At 70.1% G+C, this 22013-nt stretch carries 21 protein-coding genes; 9 read left to right on the top strand and 12 right to left on the bottom strand.

Annotated elements, in window-relative coordinates; translation table 11 throughout:
• The first annotated feature begins 10 nt into the window (after window positions 1-10).
• Window positions 11-1048 carry an FkbM family methyltransferase gene (locus H0B54_RS23575; protein WP_343069019.1) on the top strand — a complete coding sequence of 346 codons (1038 nt, stop codon included), beginning with the start codon at window positions 11-13 and terminating at the stop codon, window positions 1046-1048.
• Between the two features lie 6 nt (window positions 1049-1054).
• Here the strand turns inward: H0B54_RS23575 and H0B54_RS23570 are convergent, their stop codons facing one another.
• The 12 genes from H0B54_RS23570 to H0B54_RS23515 all read right to left on the bottom strand — a co-directional run bounded on the left by H0B54_RS23570 (window position 1055) and on the right by H0B54_RS23515 (window position 13222).
• The gene (locus tag H0B54_RS23570) at window positions 1055-3175 is read right to left on the bottom strand and encodes a tetratricopeptide repeat protein (protein WP_188262344.1); all 2121 of its coding nucleotides are present in this window, start codon (window positions 3173-3175) and stop codon (window positions 1055-1057) included.
• Between the two features lie 122 nt (window positions 3176-3297).
• Window positions 3298-4602, bottom strand: coding sequence for an NAD(P)/FAD-dependent oxidoreductase (locus H0B54_RS23565; protein ID WP_188262343.1), 1305 nt, complete (start codon window positions 4600-4602; stop codon window positions 3298-3300).
• A complete protein-coding gene (locus tag H0B54_RS23560; RefSeq protein WP_188262342.1) occupies window positions 4599-5798 on the bottom strand; it encodes a M20 aminoacylase family protein in 1200 nt (399 codons plus the stop codon). The genes H0B54_RS23565 and H0B54_RS23560 overlap by 4 nt, the downstream gene beginning before the upstream one ends.
• Window positions 5795-6337: an L-2-amino-thiazoline-4-carboxylic acid hydrolase gene (locus H0B54_RS23555; protein ID WP_188262341.1), complete on the bottom strand. Its 543-nt coding sequence runs from the start codon at window positions 6335-6337 to the stop codon at window positions 5795-5797. Before H0B54_RS23555 ends, H0B54_RS23560 begins: the two co-directional genes overlap by 4 nt.
• A 19-nt stretch (window positions 6338-6356) precedes the next feature.
• Window positions 6357-7094: an ABC transporter ATP-binding protein gene (locus tag H0B54_RS23550; RefSeq protein WP_188262340.1), complete on the bottom strand. Its 738-nt coding sequence runs from the start codon at window positions 7092-7094 to the stop codon at window positions 6357-6359.
• A complete protein-coding gene (locus H0B54_RS23545; protein ID WP_094307113.1) occupies window positions 7084-7851 on the bottom strand; it encodes an ABC transporter ATP-binding protein in 768 nt (255 codons plus the stop codon). The genes H0B54_RS23550 and H0B54_RS23545 overlap by 11 nt, the downstream gene beginning before the upstream one ends.
• A gap of 8 nt (window positions 7852-7859) precedes the next feature.
• A complete protein-coding gene (locus H0B54_RS23540) occupies window positions 7860-8927 on the bottom strand; it encodes a branched-chain amino acid ABC transporter permease (protein ID WP_188262339.1) in 1068 nt (355 codons plus the stop codon).
• Window positions 8908-9825: a branched-chain amino acid ABC transporter permease gene (locus H0B54_RS23535; RefSeq protein ID WP_188262338.1), complete on the bottom strand. Its 918-nt coding sequence runs from the start codon at window positions 9823-9825 to the stop codon at window positions 8908-8910. The genes H0B54_RS23540 and H0B54_RS23535 overlap by 20 nt, the downstream gene beginning before the upstream one ends.
• 127 nt (window positions 9826-9952) lie before the next feature.
• Entirely contained in the window at window positions 9953-11074 is a 1122-nt protein-coding gene (locus H0B54_RS23530) for an ABC transporter substrate-binding protein (RefSeq protein ID WP_188262337.1), read from the bottom strand.
• Between the two features lie 32 nt (window positions 11075-11106).
• Window positions 11107-11604: an L-2-amino-thiazoline-4-carboxylic acid hydrolase gene (locus H0B54_RS23525; RefSeq protein ID WP_188262336.1), complete on the bottom strand. Its 498-nt coding sequence runs from the start codon at window positions 11602-11604 to the stop codon at window positions 11107-11109.
• A 78-nt stretch (window positions 11605-11682) separates the two neighbouring features.
• On the bottom strand, window positions 11683-12834 hold the full coding sequence (locus H0B54_RS23520) for a PLP-dependent cysteine synthase family protein (protein WP_188262335.1): 1152 nt from the start codon (window positions 12832-12834) through the stop codon (window positions 11683-11685).
• A gap of 7 nt (window positions 12835-12841) precedes the next feature.
• On the bottom strand, window positions 12842-13222 hold the full coding sequence (locus H0B54_RS23515; protein WP_014200209.1) for a Rid family detoxifying hydrolase: 381 nt from the start codon (window positions 13220-13222) through the stop codon (window positions 12842-12844).
• A gap of 182 nt (window positions 13223-13404) precedes the next feature.
• Here H0B54_RS23515 and H0B54_RS23510 point away from each other — a divergent pair, with 182 nt between their 5' ends.
• The 8 genes from H0B54_RS23510 (at window position 13405) to sauS (ending at window position 22005) form a co-directional block, all read left to right on the top strand.
• Complete coding sequence (locus H0B54_RS23510) at window positions 13405-13884, top strand: Lrp/AsnC family transcriptional regulator (RefSeq protein WP_014200210.1); 480 nt, start codon at window positions 13405-13407, stop codon at window positions 13882-13884.
• Between the two features lie 540 nt (window positions 13885-14424).
• The gene (locus tag H0B54_RS23505) at window positions 14425-15240 is read left to right on the top strand and encodes an IclR family transcriptional regulator (RefSeq protein ID WP_188262334.1); all 816 of its coding nucleotides are present in this window, start codon (window positions 14425-14427) and stop codon (window positions 15238-15240) included.
• 209 nt (window positions 15241-15449) lie between these two features.
• Window positions 15450-16322, top strand: a complete 873-nt coding sequence (locus H0B54_RS23500) for an IclR family transcriptional regulator (protein ID WP_188262333.1) — start codon at window positions 15450-15452, stop codon at window positions 16320-16322.
• Between the two features lie 14 nt (window positions 16323-16336).
• A complete protein-coding gene (locus H0B54_RS23495) occupies window positions 16337-17335 on the top strand; it encodes a bifunctional enoyl-CoA hydratase/phosphate acetyltransferase (RefSeq protein ID WP_188262332.1) in 999 nt (332 codons plus the stop codon).
• Window positions 17336-17368: 33 nt separating this feature from the next.
• Window positions 17369-18358 (top strand): Bug family tripartite tricarboxylate transporter substrate binding protein, encoded by a 990-nt coding sequence (locus H0B54_RS23490; RefSeq protein WP_188262331.1) that lies wholly within the window; start codon window positions 17369-17371, stop codon window positions 18356-18358.
• A 58-nt stretch (window positions 18359-18416) separates the two neighbouring features.
• Window positions 18417-18953, top strand: coding sequence for a tripartite tricarboxylate transporter TctB family protein (locus tag H0B54_RS23485; protein WP_188262330.1), 537 nt, complete (start codon window positions 18417-18419; stop codon window positions 18951-18953).
• A gap of 24 nt (window positions 18954-18977) precedes the next feature.
• A complete protein-coding gene (locus H0B54_RS23480) occupies window positions 18978-20531 on the top strand; it encodes a tripartite tricarboxylate transporter permease (RefSeq protein ID WP_188262329.1) in 1554 nt (517 codons plus the stop codon).
• 46 nt (window positions 20532-20577) lie between these two features.
• Window positions 20578-22005 (top strand): acylating sulfoacetaldehyde dehydrogenase, encoded by a 1428-nt coding sequence (sauS, locus tag H0B54_RS23475; RefSeq protein ID WP_188262328.1) that lies wholly within the window; start codon window positions 20578-20580, stop codon window positions 22003-22005.
• The last annotated feature ends 8 nt before the right edge of the window (window positions 22006-22013 follow it).

Below are 22013 nucleotides of genomic sequence, written 5' to 3'. Positions count from 1 at the left end.
AGCCACTCTGGTGGCAGTTGGAACGGGCGCAGGGCGGTGGGCGGACCCCGCCGCTGGCCGGGCATGCCTTGCCCCGCCATCTTCCTCGCCAGGACTCGACGCGTGGTGCGGTCCGGTCGGGCTGCGCCACATCGACTGGCTGGTTCTGGACGGCTGCGGCGACGCCCTGGCGGTGCTGGACGGTGCCGCCGATCTGCTGCGCCTGCGCCGCATCGATTTCCTCCAGTTCGACGAGGCCGAGGCCGGAGGGCAGTTGGCCGCGCTGTACGCGCGCTTGCAAGCTTACGGCTATTCGCTGTTCTGCTTCGCCGACCGCAATCTGGAGTTCCGCGCCACGCCGCCGGCGGACGGGCGCGGCGGCACGCACATGGCGGTCGCCCCCCGGCACTGGAACCGGCTGTTCGCGCGCAGCCAGAGCATGTTCCGCTACAAGGACCTGTTTCCCCGCCACGGCGTCGCGCCGCGCGGCATCATCCATGTCGGCGCCCATGAGGGCGAGGAATACATCAACTACCAGGAAGCTGGTTGCTCCCGCGTCCTGTTCGTCGAGGCGGACCCCGCGACCTTCGCCACGCTCCAGGCCCGTTTCGCCGGCAACGGCGACGTCGTCTGCCTGAACGCCGCGGTGTCCGACACGGCCGGGCTGGCGCGCTTTTCCCGCATGTCGAGCCGCCAGTCCAGTTCCCTGCTGGAGCCGACCGGCCATCTGACCGTCTATCCCCACATCACCGTCGACGAGGTCATCGAGCTGGAGACCCGGACCCTGCCGGACCTGCTGACGTCCAACGGCCTCGCCCCGGGGGATTTCAACGTGCTGGCGATCGACGCGCAGGGGTCGGAATGCCGGATTCTGAACGGCTGCCGCAGCCTGCTGCCCCGGTTCGACGCGGTGATGACCGAGGTGAGCTATGCGGAGCTGTATGAAGGCTCGGGCCTCGCCGCCGATGTGGACGACATCCTGTTCGCCCACGGCTTCGACCGCGTCGCCGAAACCAGCCCCTACCATCACAGCTGGGGCGACGCGCTCTACGTCCGCCGTCCCGGCTGACACCGGTCAGGGAAGCAGGACCGGCCCGTTCCAGGGATCGAAGGGCACCAGCCGCGCCGTCTTGCGGTCGGGGCGCAGCGCGGCGCGCAACGCCGGGTTCAACATCGCCGCCGTCACCGAGAAGGAGCTGTTGGACACGGCGACGTGATCAGCCCGCGACAGGATCCAGTGGTCGGTGAAGAACTCCGCCCCCGGCAGCGGCGTCCCCAGATCGCCGGCGAGAACGGGGTGGTAGCGGTCGAAGCGGTCCGCCAGTTCCGGCGCGTCGGTGGCGAGATAAAGCACCGGCTGGTCCAGCGTCGTCCACACTCCGGCCAGCCAGTCGAGATACCAGCCCTCCGGCGCGATCCAGAAGCGGTCGTTCAGGCCGAAATCGCCGCGGCGCAGATGGATCGCCACCAGGGTCCGCCCGCGCGCCCGCAACCCATTCAGCGCCGCCGCGGCGTGCTCCGCCACCGCGCCGACCGGCGTGAATAAGCTGCGAAACCGCGCGCGGTAGGGGGCCAGCGGCGCGGTGTCGCCACAGAAATAGCCAACCACGTCGTGACCGTCCGCGCCCGACAGCGCCCGCCCGTCCAGCAGCGCCGGAACACCGCAGTCCTCCTCATGCAGGCTGGGCAGCGGCGGGCCGGGCAAGGGGTCGTCCAAGCCGTAGAGATGGCGCCCGATCCATTCCGGCGTTTCCAGCTCCATCCCGTTCCGCTCCGCGCAGACGCGCAGGTATCCGTATTGGAGAAGCTGGTTGCCGAACCGCCCGGCATGGCCGAGCGTGGAGGCCGACAGGCGCCGCTTGCCCGACGCTCGGCGCGGCGATGGGGCATCGCCCACGGCCCGGCGCAGCAGCAGCATCGCCCGGCAGGAAAAGCCCGTACCGATGCCCGGTGCGGCGGCGATCGCCCGGTCATAGAGGGCCAGCGCCTCGCCGTCGGCACCCTGCCCCTCGCGGACCGCGCCGGCCAGCAGCAGGCCGGTGGGCAGGCCGGGGGCGAGCCGCAGCGCCCAACGGGCGCAGCGCACGGCCCAGGCCGCATCACCCCGCCGCAGCGCGGCGCGGCCGAGCGCCACCCAGGAGTCCCCGTCGCCCGGACGCGCGGCCAGCGCCCGTTGCAGCAGCGCCGCCGCCCGCTCCACCGACCCGGCGCGCTCGCACAGGCGGCCACGCTCAGCCAGCGCCGCGACGTCGCCGGGACGCAGCCGGCCGGCGCGGTCCAGCGCCCGCCCGGCCGCCTCCAGGGCATGCACCGCGTCGAGCGCCGCGCCGAGGGCGAGGTGCAGCTCCGCCGAGGCGGGGTCGAGCGACAGGCCGCGCCGCACCGCCGCCAGCGCCGCGCGCGGCTTCTCGGCGATCTGCTGGGCGGCGGCGAGCCGGACCAGCAGCCCGGTGTCGGTTGGCGCGGCCAGCGCCGCGCGCCGGCCTGCCGTGACCGCCGCGCCGCGCTGTCCCAGGGCGTTGCGCAGCAGGCACAGGCTCGCCCAACAACCGCTTTGCGCGGGGTCCAGGGCCACCGCCGGACGAAGCGCGGCAATGGCCCGTTCCGTCTGGTCGAGCGCCTGCCATGCCTCCGCCTCGGCCATGCGGGCGCGCAACAGCGCCGGGTCGAGCCGGGCCGCGATCCCGGCCAGCCGGGCGGCCTCCTGCAACCGTCCAAGCCCCTTGGCGGCCATCGCCGCGTCGAAGGCGGCGGACAGGTTTTGCGGATCGAGGGCCAGCACCCGTTCGTAACGCGCCGCGGCGGAGGCCAGGGCGCCGGAATCGAACGCGGTTTCGGCCAGCAGGCGGAGCGCCGGGGTCAGCCGCTCCGCCGCCTCCGCGTGATCCGGCTGCAGGCGCAGCGTGGCGAGCCAGCTCGCCGCCGCGTCGGCGGTCTGCCCGAGCGCGTCCTGAACCTTGCCGCGGTTGAGATGGTAGGTCGGCGATGCCGGATCGCCGGCCACAGCGGCGTCGAGATGGGACAGTGCCGCCGCGACCCGTCCGGTCTGGGCGAGCAGCAGCCCCATCAGATGGCTGGCGTCGGGATGGCCGGGGACTGCCTCCAGGATCCGGCCATAGAGCGTCTCCGCCTCCGCCACCCGCCCGGCGATGTGATGGTCGAGCGCGATGGACAGGGCTTCGGAGACGGTGGCCATGAGCCGGGGCAATCCGCGTGGGGCCGCTTCGGGATGGCGCCACAGTGGCCGGGCCACCCCGGACTGTCAACCGCCGGACGGCGCCCCCTCTTCCGCCCTGGGAGAGGGATGGTCGCCCACCCTTAGTCCATGCGGTCCAGCCGGCGCAGATGCAGCATGTAGAGCCGGGAGAAGCGCGTCACCAGATCGTGGAACGGCAGCGGCTTCACCGGAGTGAAGGGCAAGGCCAGCTCTGGCGCGCCCGTCCCCATCGCGTGGCGCGCCAGTTCGCGGCCCACGGCGGTGCCCAGCGCCATGCCGCGCCCGTTGTAGCCGACCGCCCCGGTCACGCCGGGTGCCAGCTCGTGGAAATGGGGCCGGAAATCGGCGGTCATCGCCAGATGCCCGCTCCAGCTCCGCGCGATGGCCGGATTGCCGATCTGGGGGAAGACGCGGCGGATGCGCTCCCGCGTGCGCTCGCGCGCCCGCCGCTCGGCGTCGGCCGACCGCACCAGCGTGCAGCCGGAGACCAGCCGGTTGTCGGCGGTCCAGCGGAAGAAATGCAGGTCGCCGCGGGTGTCGCTGCACGCCATGTCGGAGGGCAGCACGCTGGCGCGCAGGGCGGCGGGCAGCGGCTCCGTCACCATCTGGAAGTTCAGCACCGGCACGACGGAGCGGCGCAGCCCGGGCCACAGATCGTCGGTGTAGGCGTTGGTCGCCAGCACGACGCGGTCGGCGGTCACGCAGCCCTGCGGCGTGGTCAGCCGCCAAGCGGTTCCGACACGGTCGATGGCGGAGACCGGCGTGTCGCTGTGGATGGAAACGCCCAGCCCGAGGGCGGCCCGCGCCATCTCGCGGGCCAGCGACAGCGGGTTCACATGCCCGCCGGTCGGGGCGACCATGGCGCCGTGCCAGAAGCGCGTGCCGAGCGCCCGCTCCGTCTGCGCCGCGTCGAGCAGCGCGACCTCCGCCCCCAACGCCCGCCACTGCGCGACCCGCTGCTCGGCCGCCTTCATGCGGCCGGGCCGGTGGGCCGGTTGGATCCAGCCCTTCTGCACGCCGTCGCAGCGCATCCGGTGGCGCTCGATCAGGTCGAAGACCAGCGCTGCCGACCCGCCGACCATGCGGGCCAGCGCCGATCCCTTCACCTCGCCGTAGGCCGCCGTCAGGTTGGCGGGGTCGAGGCGCGACAGAGTCGGGATGATCTGGCCGTTGTTGCGGCCCGACCCGCCGAAGCCCGGCTCGCGCGCCTCCAGCACCGCCACGCGCACGCCCTGCTCGGCCAGATGGATCGCCGTCGACAGGCCGGTGACGCCCGCCCCGACCACCGCCACATCCACCCCGACCACCCCGTCCAGCGGACCGGTCTCCGGCCCGGCGATGGCGCTCGCCGCCCAGTGGGACTCCGGAAGCGGCGCATCCAGCAGCGGTTTGAGAAGCGCGCTCATCGCGCCCCCTCCTCGACCAGCAGCGTCTTGGCCAGCGCTACCCAATAGCTGGCGCCGATGGCCAGGTTGGCGTCGTTGAAGTCGTAGCCGGGGTTGTGCAGCAGGCAGCCGCCGTCCGTCGGCCCGTTGCCCAGCCAGACGTAGCAGCCGGGCCGCTCCTTCAGCATGAAGGCGAAATCCTCCGCCCCCATGGAAGGCATCGGATCGTGGTCGATGTTCCCCTCCCCGACCAGCGCGGCGGCGACGCGGGCGCACAGCGCGGTCTCGGCGGCGCTGTTGACCGTCGCCGGGTAGCGCCGCTCGTAGCGCACGCTGGCGGTGCAGCCGAAGGCGGCGGCGGTGTGCTCGGCCAGCGCGCGCAGCCGCGCCTCGACCATGTCCTGCACCCCCTCCTTGAAGGCGCGGACGGTGCCGCGCAGCGTGACCTCCGCCGGGATGACGTTCCAGGTGTCGCCGCCGGTGATCCAGGTGGTGGAGACCACGGCGCTGTCCAGCGGGTGCAGGCTGCGCCCCGGAATGGTCTGCAGGGTGGTCAGCAGATGGCCGGCGGCGGTCATCGGGTCGTGGCCGAGATGCGGCATGGCGGCGTGGCTGCCCTTGCCGTGGACCGTCACCTCGAAGATGTCGTAGCTGCCCATCATCGGCCCCGGCCGCAGCGCGATCTGCCCCAGCGGCAGGCCTGGCCAGTTGTGCATGCCGTAGACGCCCTCCACCGGAAACCGCTCGAACAGCCCGTCGGCGATCATCTCGCGGGCGCCGCCCTCGTTCTCCTCGGCCGGCTGGAAGATGACGTGCAGCGTCCCGGCGAAGTCGGGGTCGTCGGCCAGGACCTTGGTGGCCCCCAGCAGCATCGTGGTGTGGCCGTCGTGGCCGCAGGCGTGCATCCGGCCTGGGTTGACCGAACGGTGGGCGAACTCGTTGGTCTCGTGGATGTGCAGCGCGTCCATGTCGGCGCGCAGCGCGATGGCGCGGCCGCCGGGCCGCCGGCCCTTCAGCGTGCCGACCACGCCGGTGCGCCCCAGCCCCGTCGCCACCTCCAGCCCGAAGGCGCGCAGCTTGTCGGCGACGAAGGCGGCGGTCTCGTGCTCCTCGAAGGCGGTTTCCGGATGGGCGTGCAGATGGTGCCGCCACTGCCGCATCTCCGGGGCCAGGGCCTCGGCGGCGGGATGCAGGCGGACGTTCGCGGGGATGGTCATTCCGGGGACTCCTGGGGTCCGCCCGCCGGCAGGCTGTAGCGGAAGTCGCAGTGGCTGGCGCCCTGCATGATGGTCTGGGTGCGGGTGAAGCGGACGTCGGGCCGGTAGCCGCACATGAACTCGCCGTCCCGGTTGCAGGACAGGATGTCGCCGATCTCCTCCACGCCCATGGCGCGGTAGCTTTCGGCGTAGCGGCAGCGGGTGACGTTGAAGCCCAGCCGGTCGGGGCCGCTCTCGATCACCTCCAGCCGCAGGGCATCCCCGGCGGTCCACAGGGCCAGCCGCTCGTGGAAGGTGGCGAGGTCGGCGGTGCCGCGGGTGGCGCGGTCCTCCGCCGCCATGGCGGCGCCGGCCTCGCGGGCCATCACCTCGATGGCGCGGGCGAGCACGGCGCGCGCCCGCTCCCGACCGATCTCGGGCAGGAGCTGGTCGTAGAGCGCCTTGGCGAAGGCCGCCTCGATGCGCCGCCGCTCCAGAATGGGCAGAGGGGCAGGAGCGGGAGTTGGGGCGGGAGCGGCGTTTTCGGTGTCGGTGGTCATCGCTGCGATCCTTTTTCCATCAGCCGCCCAGATAGGCCGCCCGCACGCGCGGGTCGGCGGCCAGATCGGCGGCGCTGCCCGAGAGTGTCACCCTTCCCGCCTCCATGACATAGGCGTGATCGGCGACGCGCAGCGCGGCGCGGGCGTTCTGCTCGACCAGTAGGATCGAGGTGCCCTCGCCGCGGATCTGGACCAGCAGGTCGAAGATCTGCTTCACCACCATCGGCGCGAGGCCGAGCGACGGCTCGTCCAGCAGCAGCAGGCGCGGCTTCGACATCAGAGCGCGGGCGATGCACAGCATCTGCTGCTCGCCGCCCGACAGCGATCCCGCCTTCTGGGTCAGCCGCTCACGCAGGCGGGGGAACAGCTCCAGCATCCGCTCCATGCGGGCGGCGCGGTCGTTGCGCAGCGTCCGCCCGCCCAGCAGCAGGTTCTCCCGCACCGTCATGGTGCCGAAGATCTGCCGCCCCTCCGGCGCCTGGGCAAGGCCGCGGCGCACCACCTCATGGCTGGGGCTGTCGGTCATGTCCTGGCCGTCGAAGACGGTGGCGCCGCCGCTGGTGCGGTAGATGCCGGACAGGGCGCGCATCAGCGTGGTCTTGCCGACGCCGTTGGCGCCCAGCACGGCGACGATGGCCCCCTCGGCTACGTCGAGCGAGACGCCGCGCAGGATCTCCTGCGGCCCCATGCGCACCGTCAGGTCGCGGACCTCCAGGATGCGGCGGGTGGCGACGGCGTGTGCGGCGTCAAGCGGCATCGTCTTCCACTCCCAGATAGGCTTCGAGGACGGCGGGATCGCGCTGCACCGCCTCCGGCGTGCCGTCGGCGATCTTGCGGCCGGACGCCAGGACGATGACGCGGCTGCAGCTTCCCATCACCAGCCCCATGTCGTGCTCGACCAGCAGGACGGTGACGCCGCCGGCGTGCAGGCGGCGGATGAAGTCGGCCAGCTCCGCCGTCTCGGTGTCGTTGAGGCCGGCCGCCGGCTCGTCGAGGATCAGCAGGCGGGGCGCGGTCGCCAGGGCGCGGGCGATCTCCAGATACTTGCGCTTGCCGTAGGACAGGTTGGCGGCGATGTCCCCGGCCTGGGCGGTCAGGCCGACGCGCTCCAGCGCCTCCCAGCTCCGCTCGCTGACCGCGCGGCTGTGGGCGCCGCCGTTGACCAGCGCCCGCCAGGGCGACTGGCCGAAGGCGCCGACCGCCCCGACGGACACGTTGTCGAACACCGTCATGTTCGGGAAGACGCGCAGGTTCTGGAAGGTGCGGCCCATGCCCATGCGGGCGATTTGCCAGGGCTTGCGCCCCGTGACGTCCTGCCCGTCGAAGGTCACGGTGCCGTCCGACGGCGGGGTGAAGCCGGTGATCAGGTTGAACAGGGTGGTCTTGCCGGCGCCGTTGGGGCCGATCAGCCCGACCAGCTCGCCCTTGGCGATGGTGGCGCTGACATCGCTGACCGCCAGAAGGCCGCCGAAGCGCCGGGTCAGCCCCTGGATGGAGAGAAGCGTGTTGCTCATGATCCGCCTCACTTCCAGCCGACGGGCGTGCCGCCGGCGATGGTGGCCCAGCCGCGGGAGAAGGAGCGGCGGACGAAGCCCAGCGCGGTGCCTTCGGCCAGCATGCCCTTGGGCAGCAGCAGGATGGACAGGAACATGGTCGCCCCGACGGCGATCATGCGGTAATCGCCGATGTCGCGCAGCGCCTCCGGGAGGACGATCATGAACAGGGCGCCGACGACCGCGCCGGGAAGGCTGCCCAGCCCGCCGACCACCACCATCGCCAGGATCAGGATCGATTCCATGAAGCGGAAGTTGTCCGGCGCGATGTAGGCGGAGGTGTGGGCCAGCAGCGCCCCGGCGATGCCGGCGAAGAAGGTGGCGACGACGAAGGACTCGATCTTCAGCCGCTCCACGTTGATGCCCATGCTGTCGGCGCACTGGTCGTCCTCGCGCAGAGCCCGCAGCGCGTTGCCGTAGTAGGAGTGGGTCAGCCGGTGCAGCACCCAGACGCAGGCGACGGCGATGACCGCGACCGCCAGATAGCGGCTGAGCAGCGTGTCGGCCTGCCAGCCGAACAGCTCGATCGGCGGGATGCCGCGGATGCCCATCGGGCCGCGGGTCACGTCCACCCAGTTCAGCAGGACCACGTAGATCATCTCGCCGATGCCGAGCGTGGCGACGGCGAAGTAGATGCTGACCAGCCGCATGGTCGGCAGCGCCACCAGGAAGCCGAACAGCGCGGCGATCAACCCCGCCGCCGGCAGCGTGACGACGAAGGGCAGGCCGAGCTTCGTGGACAGCAGGGCCGCCGCGTAGGCGCCGATGCCGTAGAAGGCGGCGTGGCCGATGGACAGCAGCCCGGCGGTGCCCGTCACATGGTTCAGGCTGGCCGACAGGATGACGAAGATCATCGTCGTGATGGCAATCTGGGCGAGGTAGCTGGACCCGGTGCCGACGATCGCGGCGGGCACGGCGCCGAAGGCGACCGCCAGCAGGAGGAAGGTCCAGGCGAACCGCCGGCCTCGCCCGGAAAACGCGGCGGGCGGCGCGAGGGTATCCGGCATCAGCCGGGCGTCAGGCACGTTCACGTCCATGTCCGAACAATCCTTGCGGGAAGAAGACCAGCGTGATGACCAGAAGGCTGTAGGTGATCAGGTCCTTCCAGCCGCTCGACAGGAACTCGGTCGCGATGCTTTCCGACACGCCGAGCAGCAGGGCGCAGGCGACCGCCCCCGGGATGCTCGACAGGCCGCCCATCACCATGGCGACGAAGGCCTTCACCCCCGGCGCGAAGCCCATGTGCGGCGAGATGGCGCCGTCGTAGAGGCCGACCAGGATTCCCGCCGTGGCGCCCAGCATCGAGCCGACCGCGAAGGTGGTGACGATGGTGCGGTCGGTGTTGATGCCGACGTAGCGGGCGCCGAGCTGGTTGTTGGACACGGCGCGGATGCCGAGGCCGGTCTGGGTGCGGTAGAGCAGGAACTGCAGCGCGCCCAGCATGACGGCGGAGGTGGCGAAGATGACCAGGCTGCCGCTGGCGACCATGATCGGCCCGATGGCGACCGGCTGCTGCAGCAGGTAGCCGGACGGGATGCCCTGCATGTCGCCGCCGAAGATGTGCATCATGATCTCGCGCGTCACGATCGACACGGCGAGCGAGGAGAGCAGCGTCGCCTCGCGCATGGCGCGGGATTTCTGGCTGGCCTCGTCGGTGAAGCGGCGGAAGGGGCGGAAGGCGATGCGCTCCAGCCCGACGCCGGACGCGGCGCCCACCGCCAGGACCAGCGGCACCACCGCCAGCAGCGGCGGGGCCATCGCGGTGATGACCATCAGCCCGACGAAGGCGCCGATGGTGTAGACCTCGCCGTGGGCGAAGTTGACGACGTTCAGGACGCCGAAGATCAGCGTGAAGCCGATCGCCATCAGGGCGTAGACGCACCCGATGGACAGGCCGTTGATGACCTGCTGAAGGAAGAAGACATCGAAGACCATGGCGTGCTCCAGGCTTCGGGGAGCGCGCCCGCCGGTCCCGGCGGAGCGCGCACCACGGCGTGTGTCCCGAAAGGAGAATCGTGTGGAAAGCCCTGGGGCGTCCCCGGGGCGTCCTAGACGCTACCGGTCACGGGCCGGTCACGACCTGGAAGCGGCCGTCCTTCACCATCATCTTCGCCAGCGCCTTGGCCGGCTCGCGGGTGACGGGGTCGAAGCTGGTGGCGCCGGTCACGCCGGGATAGCCGCTGGTGGCGGCCAGCGCGTCGCGCAGGCTCTCGCGCGTCACCGACGGGCCGGCCTTGGCGACGGCGTCCAGCATGATGCCGACCGCGTCGTAGGCCTGGGCGGCGAACATGCCGGGCTCCGACTTGAAGCGCGCGGCGTATTCCTTCACGAAGGTCTGGACCGCCGGGTCGGGGTTGTCGGGCGTGAAGGTGGTGGCGAGATGCAGCCCCTCCACCGATTCACGCCCCAGCTCGATCAGCTTGGGCGAATAGAGGGAGCTGGTGCCGTAGAGCGGGATCTTGATGCCGAGCTGCTCGCGCTGCTGGGCGAAGGCAGCCCCCTCCTCGTAGAACATCGCGAGGTAGATCACGTCGGGCTTCTGCCGGGCGACCTTGGTCAGGATGGAGCGGAAGTCGCGGTTGCCGGGGTTGAACGCCTCGGTGGCGGTGATCTTGCCGCCCTTGGCCTTGAAGCCGCTGACGAAGCCGTCGAGCGCCGAGATGCCCCAGTCGTTCTGGATGTAGATCACCGCCGCCGTCTTCATGCCCGCCGCGATGATCCAGTCGGCGTTGTACGGGCCTTCGAAAGCCTGGGTGGTGATGTTGCGGAACTGCCAGGGGCTGAGCTTGGTGAAATCGGGGTGCGAGGCGGTTTGGGAGAGCTGCGGCATCTTCTCCGCCGCGTAGATCTCGCCTGCCGCCATCGACACGGTGGAGGAGAAGTCGCCGATCACCCCGACGACCTTGGAATTGTCGAGGAACTTGTGCGCGATGTTGCGCGCCTCCTTGGGATCGTCCTTGCTGTCCTCGAAGGTGATGGCGACCTTGGCGCCGGCCAGCTTGCCCGAGGCGTTGAACTCCTCCAGCTTGATCTGGGCGGCGTTGCGGAACATCTCGCCATACTGGCTGCGGTCGCCGCTGAGCGGCGCCTGATAGCCGATGACGATCTCGCGGTCGGCGGCCTGGACGGCGGTGGTGGCCAGCATGGCGCCCAGAACGGCGCCGAGAATGGCGTTCTTCCTCATGGTTCGGTTCCCCTGTCGGCGAGGCTGGACGGTCAATTCGCAGCGGCCGGGGCGGCGACGCCCGGCGTGATCGTCAGGTGGCAGCAGGTGCTGCGGCCCGGCTTCCAGGTGTCGACCTCGATCTCGAAGCCGGCGGTCTCGAAGGTGCCCTTGTCGACCGCGCCGGCGAGTTCGCAGAGCGTCTCCACCGTCTCGGCCGGCAGGTTGGCCTCCAGCCAGGCTTCCTTCAGCGGACAGGTGTGGAAGCGGATCTCCAGCACTTCGTCGGTGCAGCGCACGACCTCCGGCCCGAACTGGGCTTCGGCGTCGGGGATGAACTTCAGGAAGGAGTCGCGCAGGCCGGCCAGATCGGCCGGGGCGTGCGGCGCGAAATTATGGGCGATGGCCGCACCCCGGCGATAAATGGTGCGCGCCATGATCTCCCGGGCCTTCTCCTCGCCGATCTCCTTGCGCATCTCGTCGAAGGCCGCCTCATAGACCATCGCGCGGCTCTTCATCGCGTTGCGCAGAAGTGTGCGAAACTCGTCCATCGGTGAATGCTCCTGTTTTTCTGCCAATTGTCTTGCGGTGGCGATTTTTATTTCTTGAAAGCGCTTGTTCTTTTTGCTTCAGAGGGACGGGCCACCCTGCAGGAAGGCCTCGATCCGCGCCTCGTCGGCGGCGGTGTCGAAACCGGCCCGCGCCATCCAGGCGTCGTCGTGGTAGGTGTTGCGGTAGCGCTCGCCGGAATCGCAGATCAGCGTCACCAGCGACCCCGCGCGCCCGGCGTCGCGCATCCGTCCGGCGATCCAGCACAGCCCGAAGAAGTTGGTCCCGGTGGACCCGCCGACCATCCGGCCGAGCCGCCGCGACAGCACCCGCATCGCCGCCAGCGAGACCACGTCGGGCACCTTGATCATCTGGTCGACGACCTCGGGGATGAAGGACGGCTCGACGCGGGGCCGCCCGATGCCCTCGATGCGCGATCCGCGCTCGCAGGTGAGCGCGGCGTCGCGGTTGACGAAGCTGTCGTAGAAGACCGAATGCTCGGCGTCGGGAACGCACAGCCGGGTCGGCAGATGGCGGTAGCGGATGTGGCGCCCGATGGTGGCGGCGGTGCCGCCGGTCCCGGCGCTCATCACGATCCAGTCCGGCACCGGGTGGCGCTCGCTGCGCATCTGGCCGAAGATCGACTGGGCGATGTTGTCGGTGCGCCAGTCGGTGGCGCGCTCGGCGTAGGTGAACTGGTCGAGATAGACGCCGCCCTGCCGCGCCGCCAGCGCCGCCGCCTCGGCGTAGATCGCCTTGGAGGATTCGACGAAGTGGCAGCGCCCGCCGTGCAATTCGATGGCGGCGATCTTCTCGTCCGAGGTGCCGCGCGGCATCACCGCGTGGAAGGGAAGGCCGAGCAGCCGGGCGAAATAGGCTTCCGACACCGCGGTGGAGCCCGACGACGCCTCGATCACCGGCGTGCCCTCGCCGATCCGCCCGTTGCAGATCGCGAACAGCAGCAGCGACCGCGCGACGCGGTGCTTCAGGCTGCCGGTGGGGTGGGTCGATTCGTCCTTCAGATAAACGTCGATCCCGGACAGTTCCGGAACATCGAGCTTCAGCAGCGGGGTGTCGGGCGACCGCGCCGCCTCGGTCTCCAACAGCTCGATCGCGCGCCGGGTCCAGTCGCGGCCGGTGGCCTCGGGGAGCGGGGTGTAATCGAGGCGGAACGGCTGACGGATCGAACCGGCGCCGGGAGAGAACGGCACGGTCTGCGCGGAAGCGGTCATGTCACCCTCAAAGCGCGATGACGGCGTCGATCTCGACCGACGCGCCGAGCGGCAGCGCCGACACCTCGACGGTCGAGCGGGCGGGGAACGGCGCCTGGAAGAAGCCGGCATAGACCTCGTTCACCGCCTTGAACTGGGTGAGGTCGGTCACGTAGACGGTCATTTTCACCGCCTTCGCCAGGCTGGTTCCGGCGGCCTCGGCGATCGCCGCGATGTTGGTCAGGCTGCGCGCCGCCTGGGTGGGCGCGTCCGGGCCGGCGAAGGCCCCGGTGGCCGGGTCGATCGGCAGCTGGCCGGAGACGAACAGCAGCCCCCCGGCGACGCGGGCCTGGGCGTAGGGGCCGATGGCGGCCGGGGCTTTGTCCGTGGCGATGGTGTCGGTCATCATCCTGATCTTTCCTGGTTTGGCCCTGTGGTGGCGACCGTCGCCGGTGCTCAAAGGCTGGGCGGTCTGCCCGCGGTGGCGGCATGCGGATGCATGCGAAATCCTCAAAACGAAAAAGCTTTTCTCCTGGCGGGCCAAACGAGCAAAATCATCCGTCCCAACCGCGAAGGCCCCGAGCAACCCCGATGACCATCGACGCCACCGACCGGAAGATCCTGGCCGCCCTTCAGGCCGACGCGACGCTGTCGCTCGCCGACCTCGGCAAGCAGGTCGGCCTGTCCGCCACCCCCTGCTGGCGCCGCGTGCAACGCCTTGAACAGGAAGGCTATGTCCGCCGCCGCGTGGCCTTGCTGGACCGGGCCAAGCTGAACGTCGACGTGACCGTCTTCGTTGCCGTCCGAACCAGCAAACACTCGGCGGAATGGCTGGAGGAGTTCCGCCGCGTGGTGGCCGACATACCGGAGGTTGTCGATCTCTATCGCCTGAGCGGCGAAATCGATTATCTGCTGCGGGTGGTCATTCCGGACATCAAGGCCTACGACGCTTTCTACCGAAAGCTCATCGAGCGCATCGAGCTTCAGGATGTCTCGTCAATGTTCGCCATGGAAGAAATGAAGTCGACAACGGAAGTCCCTCTCTCTTACGTAAAAACCCAGAACAGCTAGGGTTTTACTTGATGGTTTTTCTTTTTGACTCACGACTCGGCAATTTTCGTGAAGCCCCTGTAGTGATTATCAATATCGCATGGTTGGCATGAGAATTTTTTACTTTTTTGGCTGCGGCCGTGCAACATCGTAGAAAATCTTTCTACAAATCCGGCGTTTTTCACAAAATTCATCCTCGGATTGGCAGCAACCCGGATCGGTCGGGTGTTTGTAAGCCCCGTCATGGCGTCCCCTTCCGCGCAGCAATCGCCTTGGCATCAAATCCCTCTCCCGCCCTGGGAGAGGGTGCCCGCGCAGCGGGCGGGTGAGGGTGGAACCGAGGATCAAGGCGCTGATTCTCGGCAGTACCCTCGCCCTTCCCACGCTTCGCGCGGGCCCCTCCCCTCTCCCGGGACGGGAGAGGGGATATCACATGCGATTGTCTCGCCCCCCTCCGAGCCAGCGCCCAGCACCCGTTGCCTATTGCCTGCGCAAAGCGGCCGGTCTATATGCGTCACGTCTCACTCAATGAGACGCTGAAACCGCCAGGGCAGGCGAACCTTGAAAACACACAGTACGCAGACTCCCGACGCCGCCACCGCCAACGTCCCCGACGACGCGGCCAAGCCGAAGGCCGCCGCCACCGACCGGACCTTCGCGATCCTGGAACTGGTCGCGTCGGCCTCCGGCCCGCTGGCGGTCAAGACCATCGGGACGACGCTCGGCCTGCCCAAGCCGACCGCCCACCGCCTCGTCAACGGCCTGATCGACAAGGGGCTTCTGGCGCGGGACCTGGAAACGCGCGACGTCATCATCGGCGTCGAGGCGGCGCGGCTGGCGGTCGGCATCCTGCGGGCCTCGCTGTCCCGCGCGCCGGTCCGCTCCGTGCTGCGCGCGGTCAGCGCCGAGCTGGGGGAAACCTGCAACGTCGGCGTCCTCGACGGCGGCGACGTCGTCTATCTCGACCGCGTGGAGGTCGAGCACTGGCCCCTGCGGCTCCAGTTCGGCGTGGGATCGCGCGTGCCGATGCACTGCACGGCCATGGGCAAGCTGTTCCTCGCCACCCTGCCGGACGGTATGCGCAGCCGCCTGCTCGCCTCCGGCCCCTTCTCCGCGCAGACCGCCCACACCCTCACGGATCCGGACGCGCTGGCCGCCGAGCTGGAGCGCATCGCCGCGCGCGGCTACTCGCTCGACGACGAGGAGTATGTGGTGGGCGTGTTCTGCGTGGCCGTGCCGATCCTCTCCTCCACGGGGCGGACGGTGGCGGCCATCGCCGTGCAGGCCCCGAAGGTCAGACTGTCGCACGACCGCGTCGAGCAGGTCCTGCCCATCCTGCGCCGCGGCGCCGAGGCCCTGTCCGCGCAGTTCGGATAGCCTCCCTCCCCCATCGTTCTTCAAAACCGGACGTTTCATCGCCCGAGCCGCGGGAAGCCGGCTGGGCATGCCCCCGTATGCATGGATAATTGGGTACACGAACTTTTTGGGCTTGCGCGACCCAAGGTCCTGTGAGTTAATGATACAAATCGTATCGCTGAATGAGACCAAGAGGCCGAGCGATACGCTTCCAGTCACGGGGAGGAACGATGACGCGGAAGATCGCCTTGGGCTCCGCTCCGTTGCAGGAGCCCCGCGAACCGACAACCGAAGACCCCTCCGACAACAGCTCCGGAGACCGTCGGCCCCTCGCCGACCGCGTCCTGGCGTTGCTGGAGGCGGTGGCCGGGGCGGGGCAGCCGACGGCCGTCAAGGACATCGCCGAGAAGCTGGCCCTGCCGAAGCCGACGGCGCACCGGCTGATCGCCATGCTGGAGGAGCGCGGTTTCCTCGCCCGTCCGATCGACGGCCGGCTGGTGACCGTCGGCCCGAAACTGCGCAGCCTGGCGCTCAACACGCTGCGCAGCTCCCTGGCCCAGGCGCCGTCGCACGCCCGGCTGCGGGCGCTCAGCCTGGAGCTTGGGGAGACCTGCAACATCGGCGTGCTGGAAGGCGGCGACGTCGTCTATCTCGACCGCGTCGAGGTGGAAGGCTGGCCGCTGCGCCTGGAATTCGGCGTCGGCTCGCGGGTGCCGCTTCACTGCACGGCGATGGGCAAGCTGTTCCTCGCCTTCCTGCCGGAACTGCCGCGGCGGCGCCTGCTGGATTGCCTGCCGCTGCCCCGGATGGCGGCGGCGACGTTGTGCGACCCGGCGCTGTTCCGCGCCGAGTTGGAGCGCATCGCCGGCTGCGGCCATTCCTTCGACGACGAGGAATACATGCCGGGCGTCTTCTGCGCGGCAGTGCCGATCCGCGACGGCGCGGGACGGATGATCGCCGCCCTGGCGGTGCAGGCGCCGAAAGTCCGGCTGTCGCGGGAATCGGTGGCCGACCGGCTGCCGGTCCTGCACCGGGCCGCAAGCGACATGGCCCACGCGCTGGGCATCGACGCCGCCCCGGCCGAGCCGGCCCTCTCACCTTAAGGAAGACGGACGCCATGGCAAGGACGCTTGAGACGACCGCCGCCGGATGCCCGGCCCGGCTGATGGCCCGCAGCGCCGCCCTGGAGCCGGTTCCCACGGCGGTGGTCGCCGCGGGTTCGCCGGTCGCGCTGGAAAGCGCGCGGCGCGCCACCGCCCTCGGCCTCATCGAACCGGTCCTGGTCGGCGATCCGGCGGCCATCGCCGACAGCGCCCGCCGGATCGGCTGGACGCTCCACGGCGCCTGCGTTGTTCCGGCGCGCGACGATGCGGCGGCGGCGCGGATCGCGGTGGCGCTCGCCCGCTCCGGCGACGTGGGCGCGCTGATGAAGGGGCACATCCACACCGACACGCTGATGCTCGCCGCGCTCGACCCGAAGAGCGGGCTGCGCACCGGGCGCCGCTTCACCCACGCCTTCCACATGACGCTGCCGGGATCGGGGCGCGAGCTGGTCATCACCGACGCGGCGATCAACGTGGCGCCGTCGCTGACGACCCGGCTGGACATCATCCGCAACGCCGTGGAGCTGTGGCGGCTGGTCGGCGGCAACGATCCGCGCGTGGCGCTGCTCTCCTGCACCGAGGAGGTGACGGAGCGCGTCCCCTCCAGCCTGGACGCCGACCGGCTGACCCGCCTGTGCCGGCAGGAGGTGCCGGGCGCGACGGTGTTCGGGCCGCTGGCGCTCGACCTCGCGGTATCCGCCGAGGCGGCGCGGATCAAGAATCTGTCCCACCCCTGCGCCGGGGCCGCCGACATCCTGGTGGTGCCGAACATCGAGACCGGCAACGCCCTGTTCAAGGCGCTGGTGCATTTCCTGGACGCGGTCGCCGCGGGCGTCGTGCTGGGTGCTGCGGTGCCGATCGTCCTCACCTCGCGCGCCGACCCGCCGGCGGCCCGCATCGCCGCCGCCGCCATCGCCCAGATCGCCGCCGGGCGCCGCCGCGCCGCCACGCCGGGCGCGCCCTATCCCGCCACCGCAGCCAAGGGAGGCGCCGCACCCAGCCTGCACGCCTGACGGTCAAAAAACAAATCCTGGGAGGGAATGCAAATGCTCCGCAACGCCTTGACGCTCACCGCGGCGGTGGCCGCGCTGCTGACACCCGTCCTGTCATCCGACCCCGCGCGCGCCGACGACTACCCGTCACGCCCCATCGAGGTCATCGCGACCTTCGGGGCCGGCGGCGGCGCCGACCTGATGGCGCGCCAGTTCGCCCGCCTCGCCGAACCGCATCTCCGCGTCGCCATGCCCGTCGTGAACGTGTCCGGAGCGTCGGGCAATGCCGGCCTGACCCGCGTCCTGACCAACCCGGCCGACGGCTACACGGTCGGCACGCTGATCGCGCTGTCCGTCTCCTCCTGGGCGTCGGGCCTGGGCACGGCGAAGCCGGACGATTTCGTCTATGTGGCGATGATGCAGAACTCGCCGTCGATGCTCTACGTCTCCAAGAACAGCCCCTTCAAGACCTACGAGGAGTTCGCCGCCCACGCCAAGGCCAACCCCGGCAAGCTGCGCGTCGCCACCTCCGGCTACGGCACGCAGGACGACATCACGCTGAAATATCTGGGAAGCCAGGGCGTGCCGGTGACCAACGTCCCCTTCGCCCGCCCGTCGGAGCGCTACGCCTCGCCCATCGGCGGCCACACCGACGCGATCTACGAGGAGCCGGGCGACGTCGCCCAGTTCCTGAAATCCGGCGACCTGCGCCCGATCGTCGTCTTCGACAAGCAGCGCCACCCCTCCTTCCCCGACGTGCCCGCCTCGGCGGAGCTGGGGCTGGACATCGGCGACCTGCCGAACTTCCGCACGCTGGCGGTGCCCGCCGGCACGCCGCCCGAGCGCGTGCAGAAGCTCCACGAGGCCGCCGCGAAGGTGCTGGCGAGCCCGGAATGGAAGACCTTTTGCGCCGACACCTTCACCTGCGTCGACACGCTGGTGACGCCGGACCAGGCCAAGGAGGAGGTCAAGGCCTTCTACGAGACGGTGAAGGGCTATCTGGACCGCTTCGCGACCAAGACGGTCGGCCAGACACCGGGCTGAGGCCGAGTCCGCTTCCGAATTCGCCCCACCCGCTTCATCGCTCCTCAGGGAGGGAACCGTGACTCCCCTGTCCCACGGTCTTCGCCGGCTGGCGACACCCGCGGCCCTGCTCGCCGGGTCGCTTCTTCTCTCGCAACACATCGTGCGCGACAGCACCATGATCGCCAGCCTGCCCGACCCGATCGGGCCGGCGGGATGGCCCCGGCTGATGCTGGGCGCGGTCGGGCTGTGCGCCCTGATCTGGATCGGCAGGGAACTCCTGGCGCTGCGCCGCGCGGTCGACCAGCAGAAGCCGATCGACGAGGAATACGAAGGCTACGCCCATGGGCGCGCCATGATCGGGCTGGGGCTGGTCGTCCTCTACGGCCTCGCCCTGCCGCAGCTCGGCTTTCCGGTCGCCACCGCCGCCTTCGTCGCCCTGTGGTGCCTGATCGGGGGCATCCGGCGCCCGCTGACTCTGGCGCTGGTCACCGGCATCGGCTGCGTCGTGCTGCTCTACGTCTTCGTGTTGCTCGCCCAGATGCCGCTGAACCGCGGCCAAGGCGTCTTCGACGGCTTCACCGTCGCGCTCTACCGCCTGCTCGGCATCTACTGAGCCGGCCACCGGAGGGATCGTCCCATGGATATCCTCGCCAATCTGGCCGGTGGCTTCGCCGGCGCCCTCGATCCGTACAATTTCGTCTTCCTGGTGTCGGGCCTGATGCTCGGGGTGGTGGCCGGCGCGCTGCCGGGCATCTCCTTCGTCAACGCCATGGCCATCGCCCTGCCCTTCACCTACCTGCTGCCGCCGGTCACGGCGATGTCCTTCCTCGGCGGCATCTATGTGGGTGGCGTGTTCGGCGGTTCGATCTCCTCGATCCTCATCAACATCCCCGGCACCCCGGCCTCGCTGCCGAGCTGCTGGGACGGCTACCCGATGACGCGCAAGGGCCTGTCCTCGCGGGCGTTGAGCATCGCCATCACCGCGTCCGCCTTCGGTGGGCTGGCCAGCGCGTTGCTGCTGACTTTCGGCGCCCCGCCCTTCGCCAGCTTCGCGTTGAAGTTCGACCAGCCGGAATTCTTCGCCGCCACCATCCTGGGCCTCGTCAGCGTCATCGCCATCGCCAAGGACGCGCCGCTGATGAGCGCGCTCTCGATGTTCCTCGGCCTGCTGATCGGGACGGTCGGCGTCGATCCGATGTACGGCATGCCCCGCCTGACGCTGGGCGTCCCCGACCTGGAGAGCGGCATCAACTTCACGGTCGTGATGATCGGCCTGTTCGCCATCGGCGAGGTGGTGGACCTGATCTGCAAGCGGGCCGGCGGCGGCCGCTCCATCACCACGAAGCCCGGCAAGCAGGTCGGCCTGTCGGACCTGTGGCGGGTGAAGTCCTCGATCCTGCGCGGCACCGGCCTCGGCTGCACCATCGGCGTCATCCCCGGCGCCGGGGCCACGGTGGGGGCGGTCATTGCCTACAGCGTGGAGAAGCAGGCCTGCGGCAAGGGCGACCGCTTCGGCACCGGGATGGAGGAGGGGCTGGCGGCCCCGGAGGCGGCCAAGAACGCGACCACCGGCACCGCCATGATCCCGCTGCTGACGCTGGGCATCCCCGGCAGCGCCGCCACGGCGATCATGCTGGCCGCCATGCTGATCCACGGGCTGAACCCCGGCCCGCTCCTCTTCACCTCGAACACCACGCTGGTCTACACGATCTTCGCCAGCATGCTGATCGCCAACCTGCTGATGATCGTCGCGGCGATGGGCGTGGCGCGGGTCTTCTCCACGCTGATGCGCGTGCCGCCGGCCATCCTCGGCGCCTTCATCATCGTGCTGAGCGTCGTCGGCGCCTACGGCGTGCGCAACAACCTCTTCGACGTCTATGTCTGCCTCGCCTTCGGCATCGTCGGCTATTTCATGAAGCGCACCAACTTCCCGCCGGCCCCGCTGGTGGTCGGCGTGATCCTGGGGCCGCTGTGCGAGCGCTACTTCCTCACCTCGCTCGCCAACTACGAAGGCAACATGGCGGTGTTCTTCACCCGCCCGATCAGCGGCACCATCCTGGCGCTGTCCGCGATCTTCCTCGCCTGGTCGATGTGGCCGGCGGTCAAGCCCCTGCTCCGCCGTCCTCCCAACGATCCGACCCACGGCGATCCGGCCGCCAAGGAGCCGCCGCGCCGGGTGCTCAAAGCCTGACCGTCCGAACCAACGAACGAACCTTCAGGGAGTGAGACAAGCAACCATGGACAACATCATGCTCGACCGAACGCCGGCCAGCGCCGACCAGGAGGCCATCGCCGCCCTCGTCGCCCGCGCCCGCGCCGCCCAGCGCGCCTTCGCCGACGCGACGCAGGAGCGGGTGGACGACGCCGTCGCCGCACTCGCCTGGGCCATCTACGAGCCGGGCCGCGCCCGCGCCCTGGCGGAGCTGGCGGTGGCCGACACCGGCCTCGGCAACGTCGCGGACAAGATCGTCAAGAACCAGCGCAAGACCTTCGGCACGCTGCGCGACCTGATGCGGGTGCGCACCGTCGGCGTGATCGAGGAGGACACCGCCAAGGGCATCGTCAAGATCGCCAAGCCGCTGGGCGTCGTCGGCGCCGTCACCCCCTCCACCAACCCGGCGGCCACCCCGGTCAACAAGGCGATGATGGCCGTCAAGGGCCGCAACGCCATCATCATCGCCCCCTCCCCCATGGGCTCCGCCGCCACCGGCCGCACGGTCGAGCTGATGCGGGCCGAGCTGGCGCGCATCGGCGCGCCGGAGGATCTGGTGCAGATGATCCCCACCCCGATCACCAAGGGCCTGACCCAGGCGCTGATGGAAGCGGTCGACCTCGTCGTCGTCACCGGTTCCCAGGACAACGTGCGCCGCGCCTATTCCAGCGGCACCCCGGCCATCGGCGTCGGGGCCGGCAACGTCCCGGTCATCGTGGACGAGAGCGCCGATCTGGCCGAGGCGGCGCGCAAGATCTGCGCGTCCAAGACCTTCGACAATTCCACCTCCTGCTCGTCGGAGAACGCGCTCGTCGTTCTCGACTCCGTCTACGACGCGACCATCGCGGCGTTGGAGGAGGCCGGCGCCTACCTCTGCACCGCGGAGGAGCGGGAACGCGTGCAGTCCCGCCTGTGGGAGAACGGCAAGCTGAACCGCAAGCTGATCGCCAAGGACGCCGCCGTCCTGGCCGAGGCGTTCGCGCTGTCGCCCAAGGCGCGCGAGGCCCGCTTCTTCCTGGTGGAGGAGACGGGCGTCGGCAAGGCGCATCCCTTCTCCGGCGAGAAGCTGTCGCTGGTGCTGGCCGTCTACCGGGTGCCGGACTTCGACGCGGCGGTCGATCAGGTGCGCAGGATCCTCGACCACCAGGGGCGTGGCCATTCCTGCGGCATCCACACGCGGGACGAGGCGCACGCGAAGCGGCTGGCCGACGAGCTGGACGTGGTGCGCGTGCTGGTCAACTTCGCCCACACCTTCGGCAACGGCGGCGGCTTTGACAGCGGGCTGAACTTCACCCTCTCGATGGGCTGCGGGAGCTGGCAGAAGAACTCCATCTCCGAGAATCTGAGCTGGAAGCACTTCGTCAACATCACCCATCTCGTCCGCCCGATCCCGGAGGACAAGCCGAGCGAAGAGGCCCTGTTCGGCCCCTTCTGGTCCCGCCACGGACGCTGATGGAGGCG

It is taken from the genome of Azospirillum tabaci (assembly GCF_014596085.1).
Lineage (GTDB): Bacteria > Pseudomonadota > Alphaproteobacteria > Azospirillales > Azospirillaceae > Azospirillum > Azospirillum tabaci.
The sequence above is the reverse complement of the archived record's forward strand: the minus strand, read 5'-3'. Positions and strand labels throughout refer to the sequence as shown.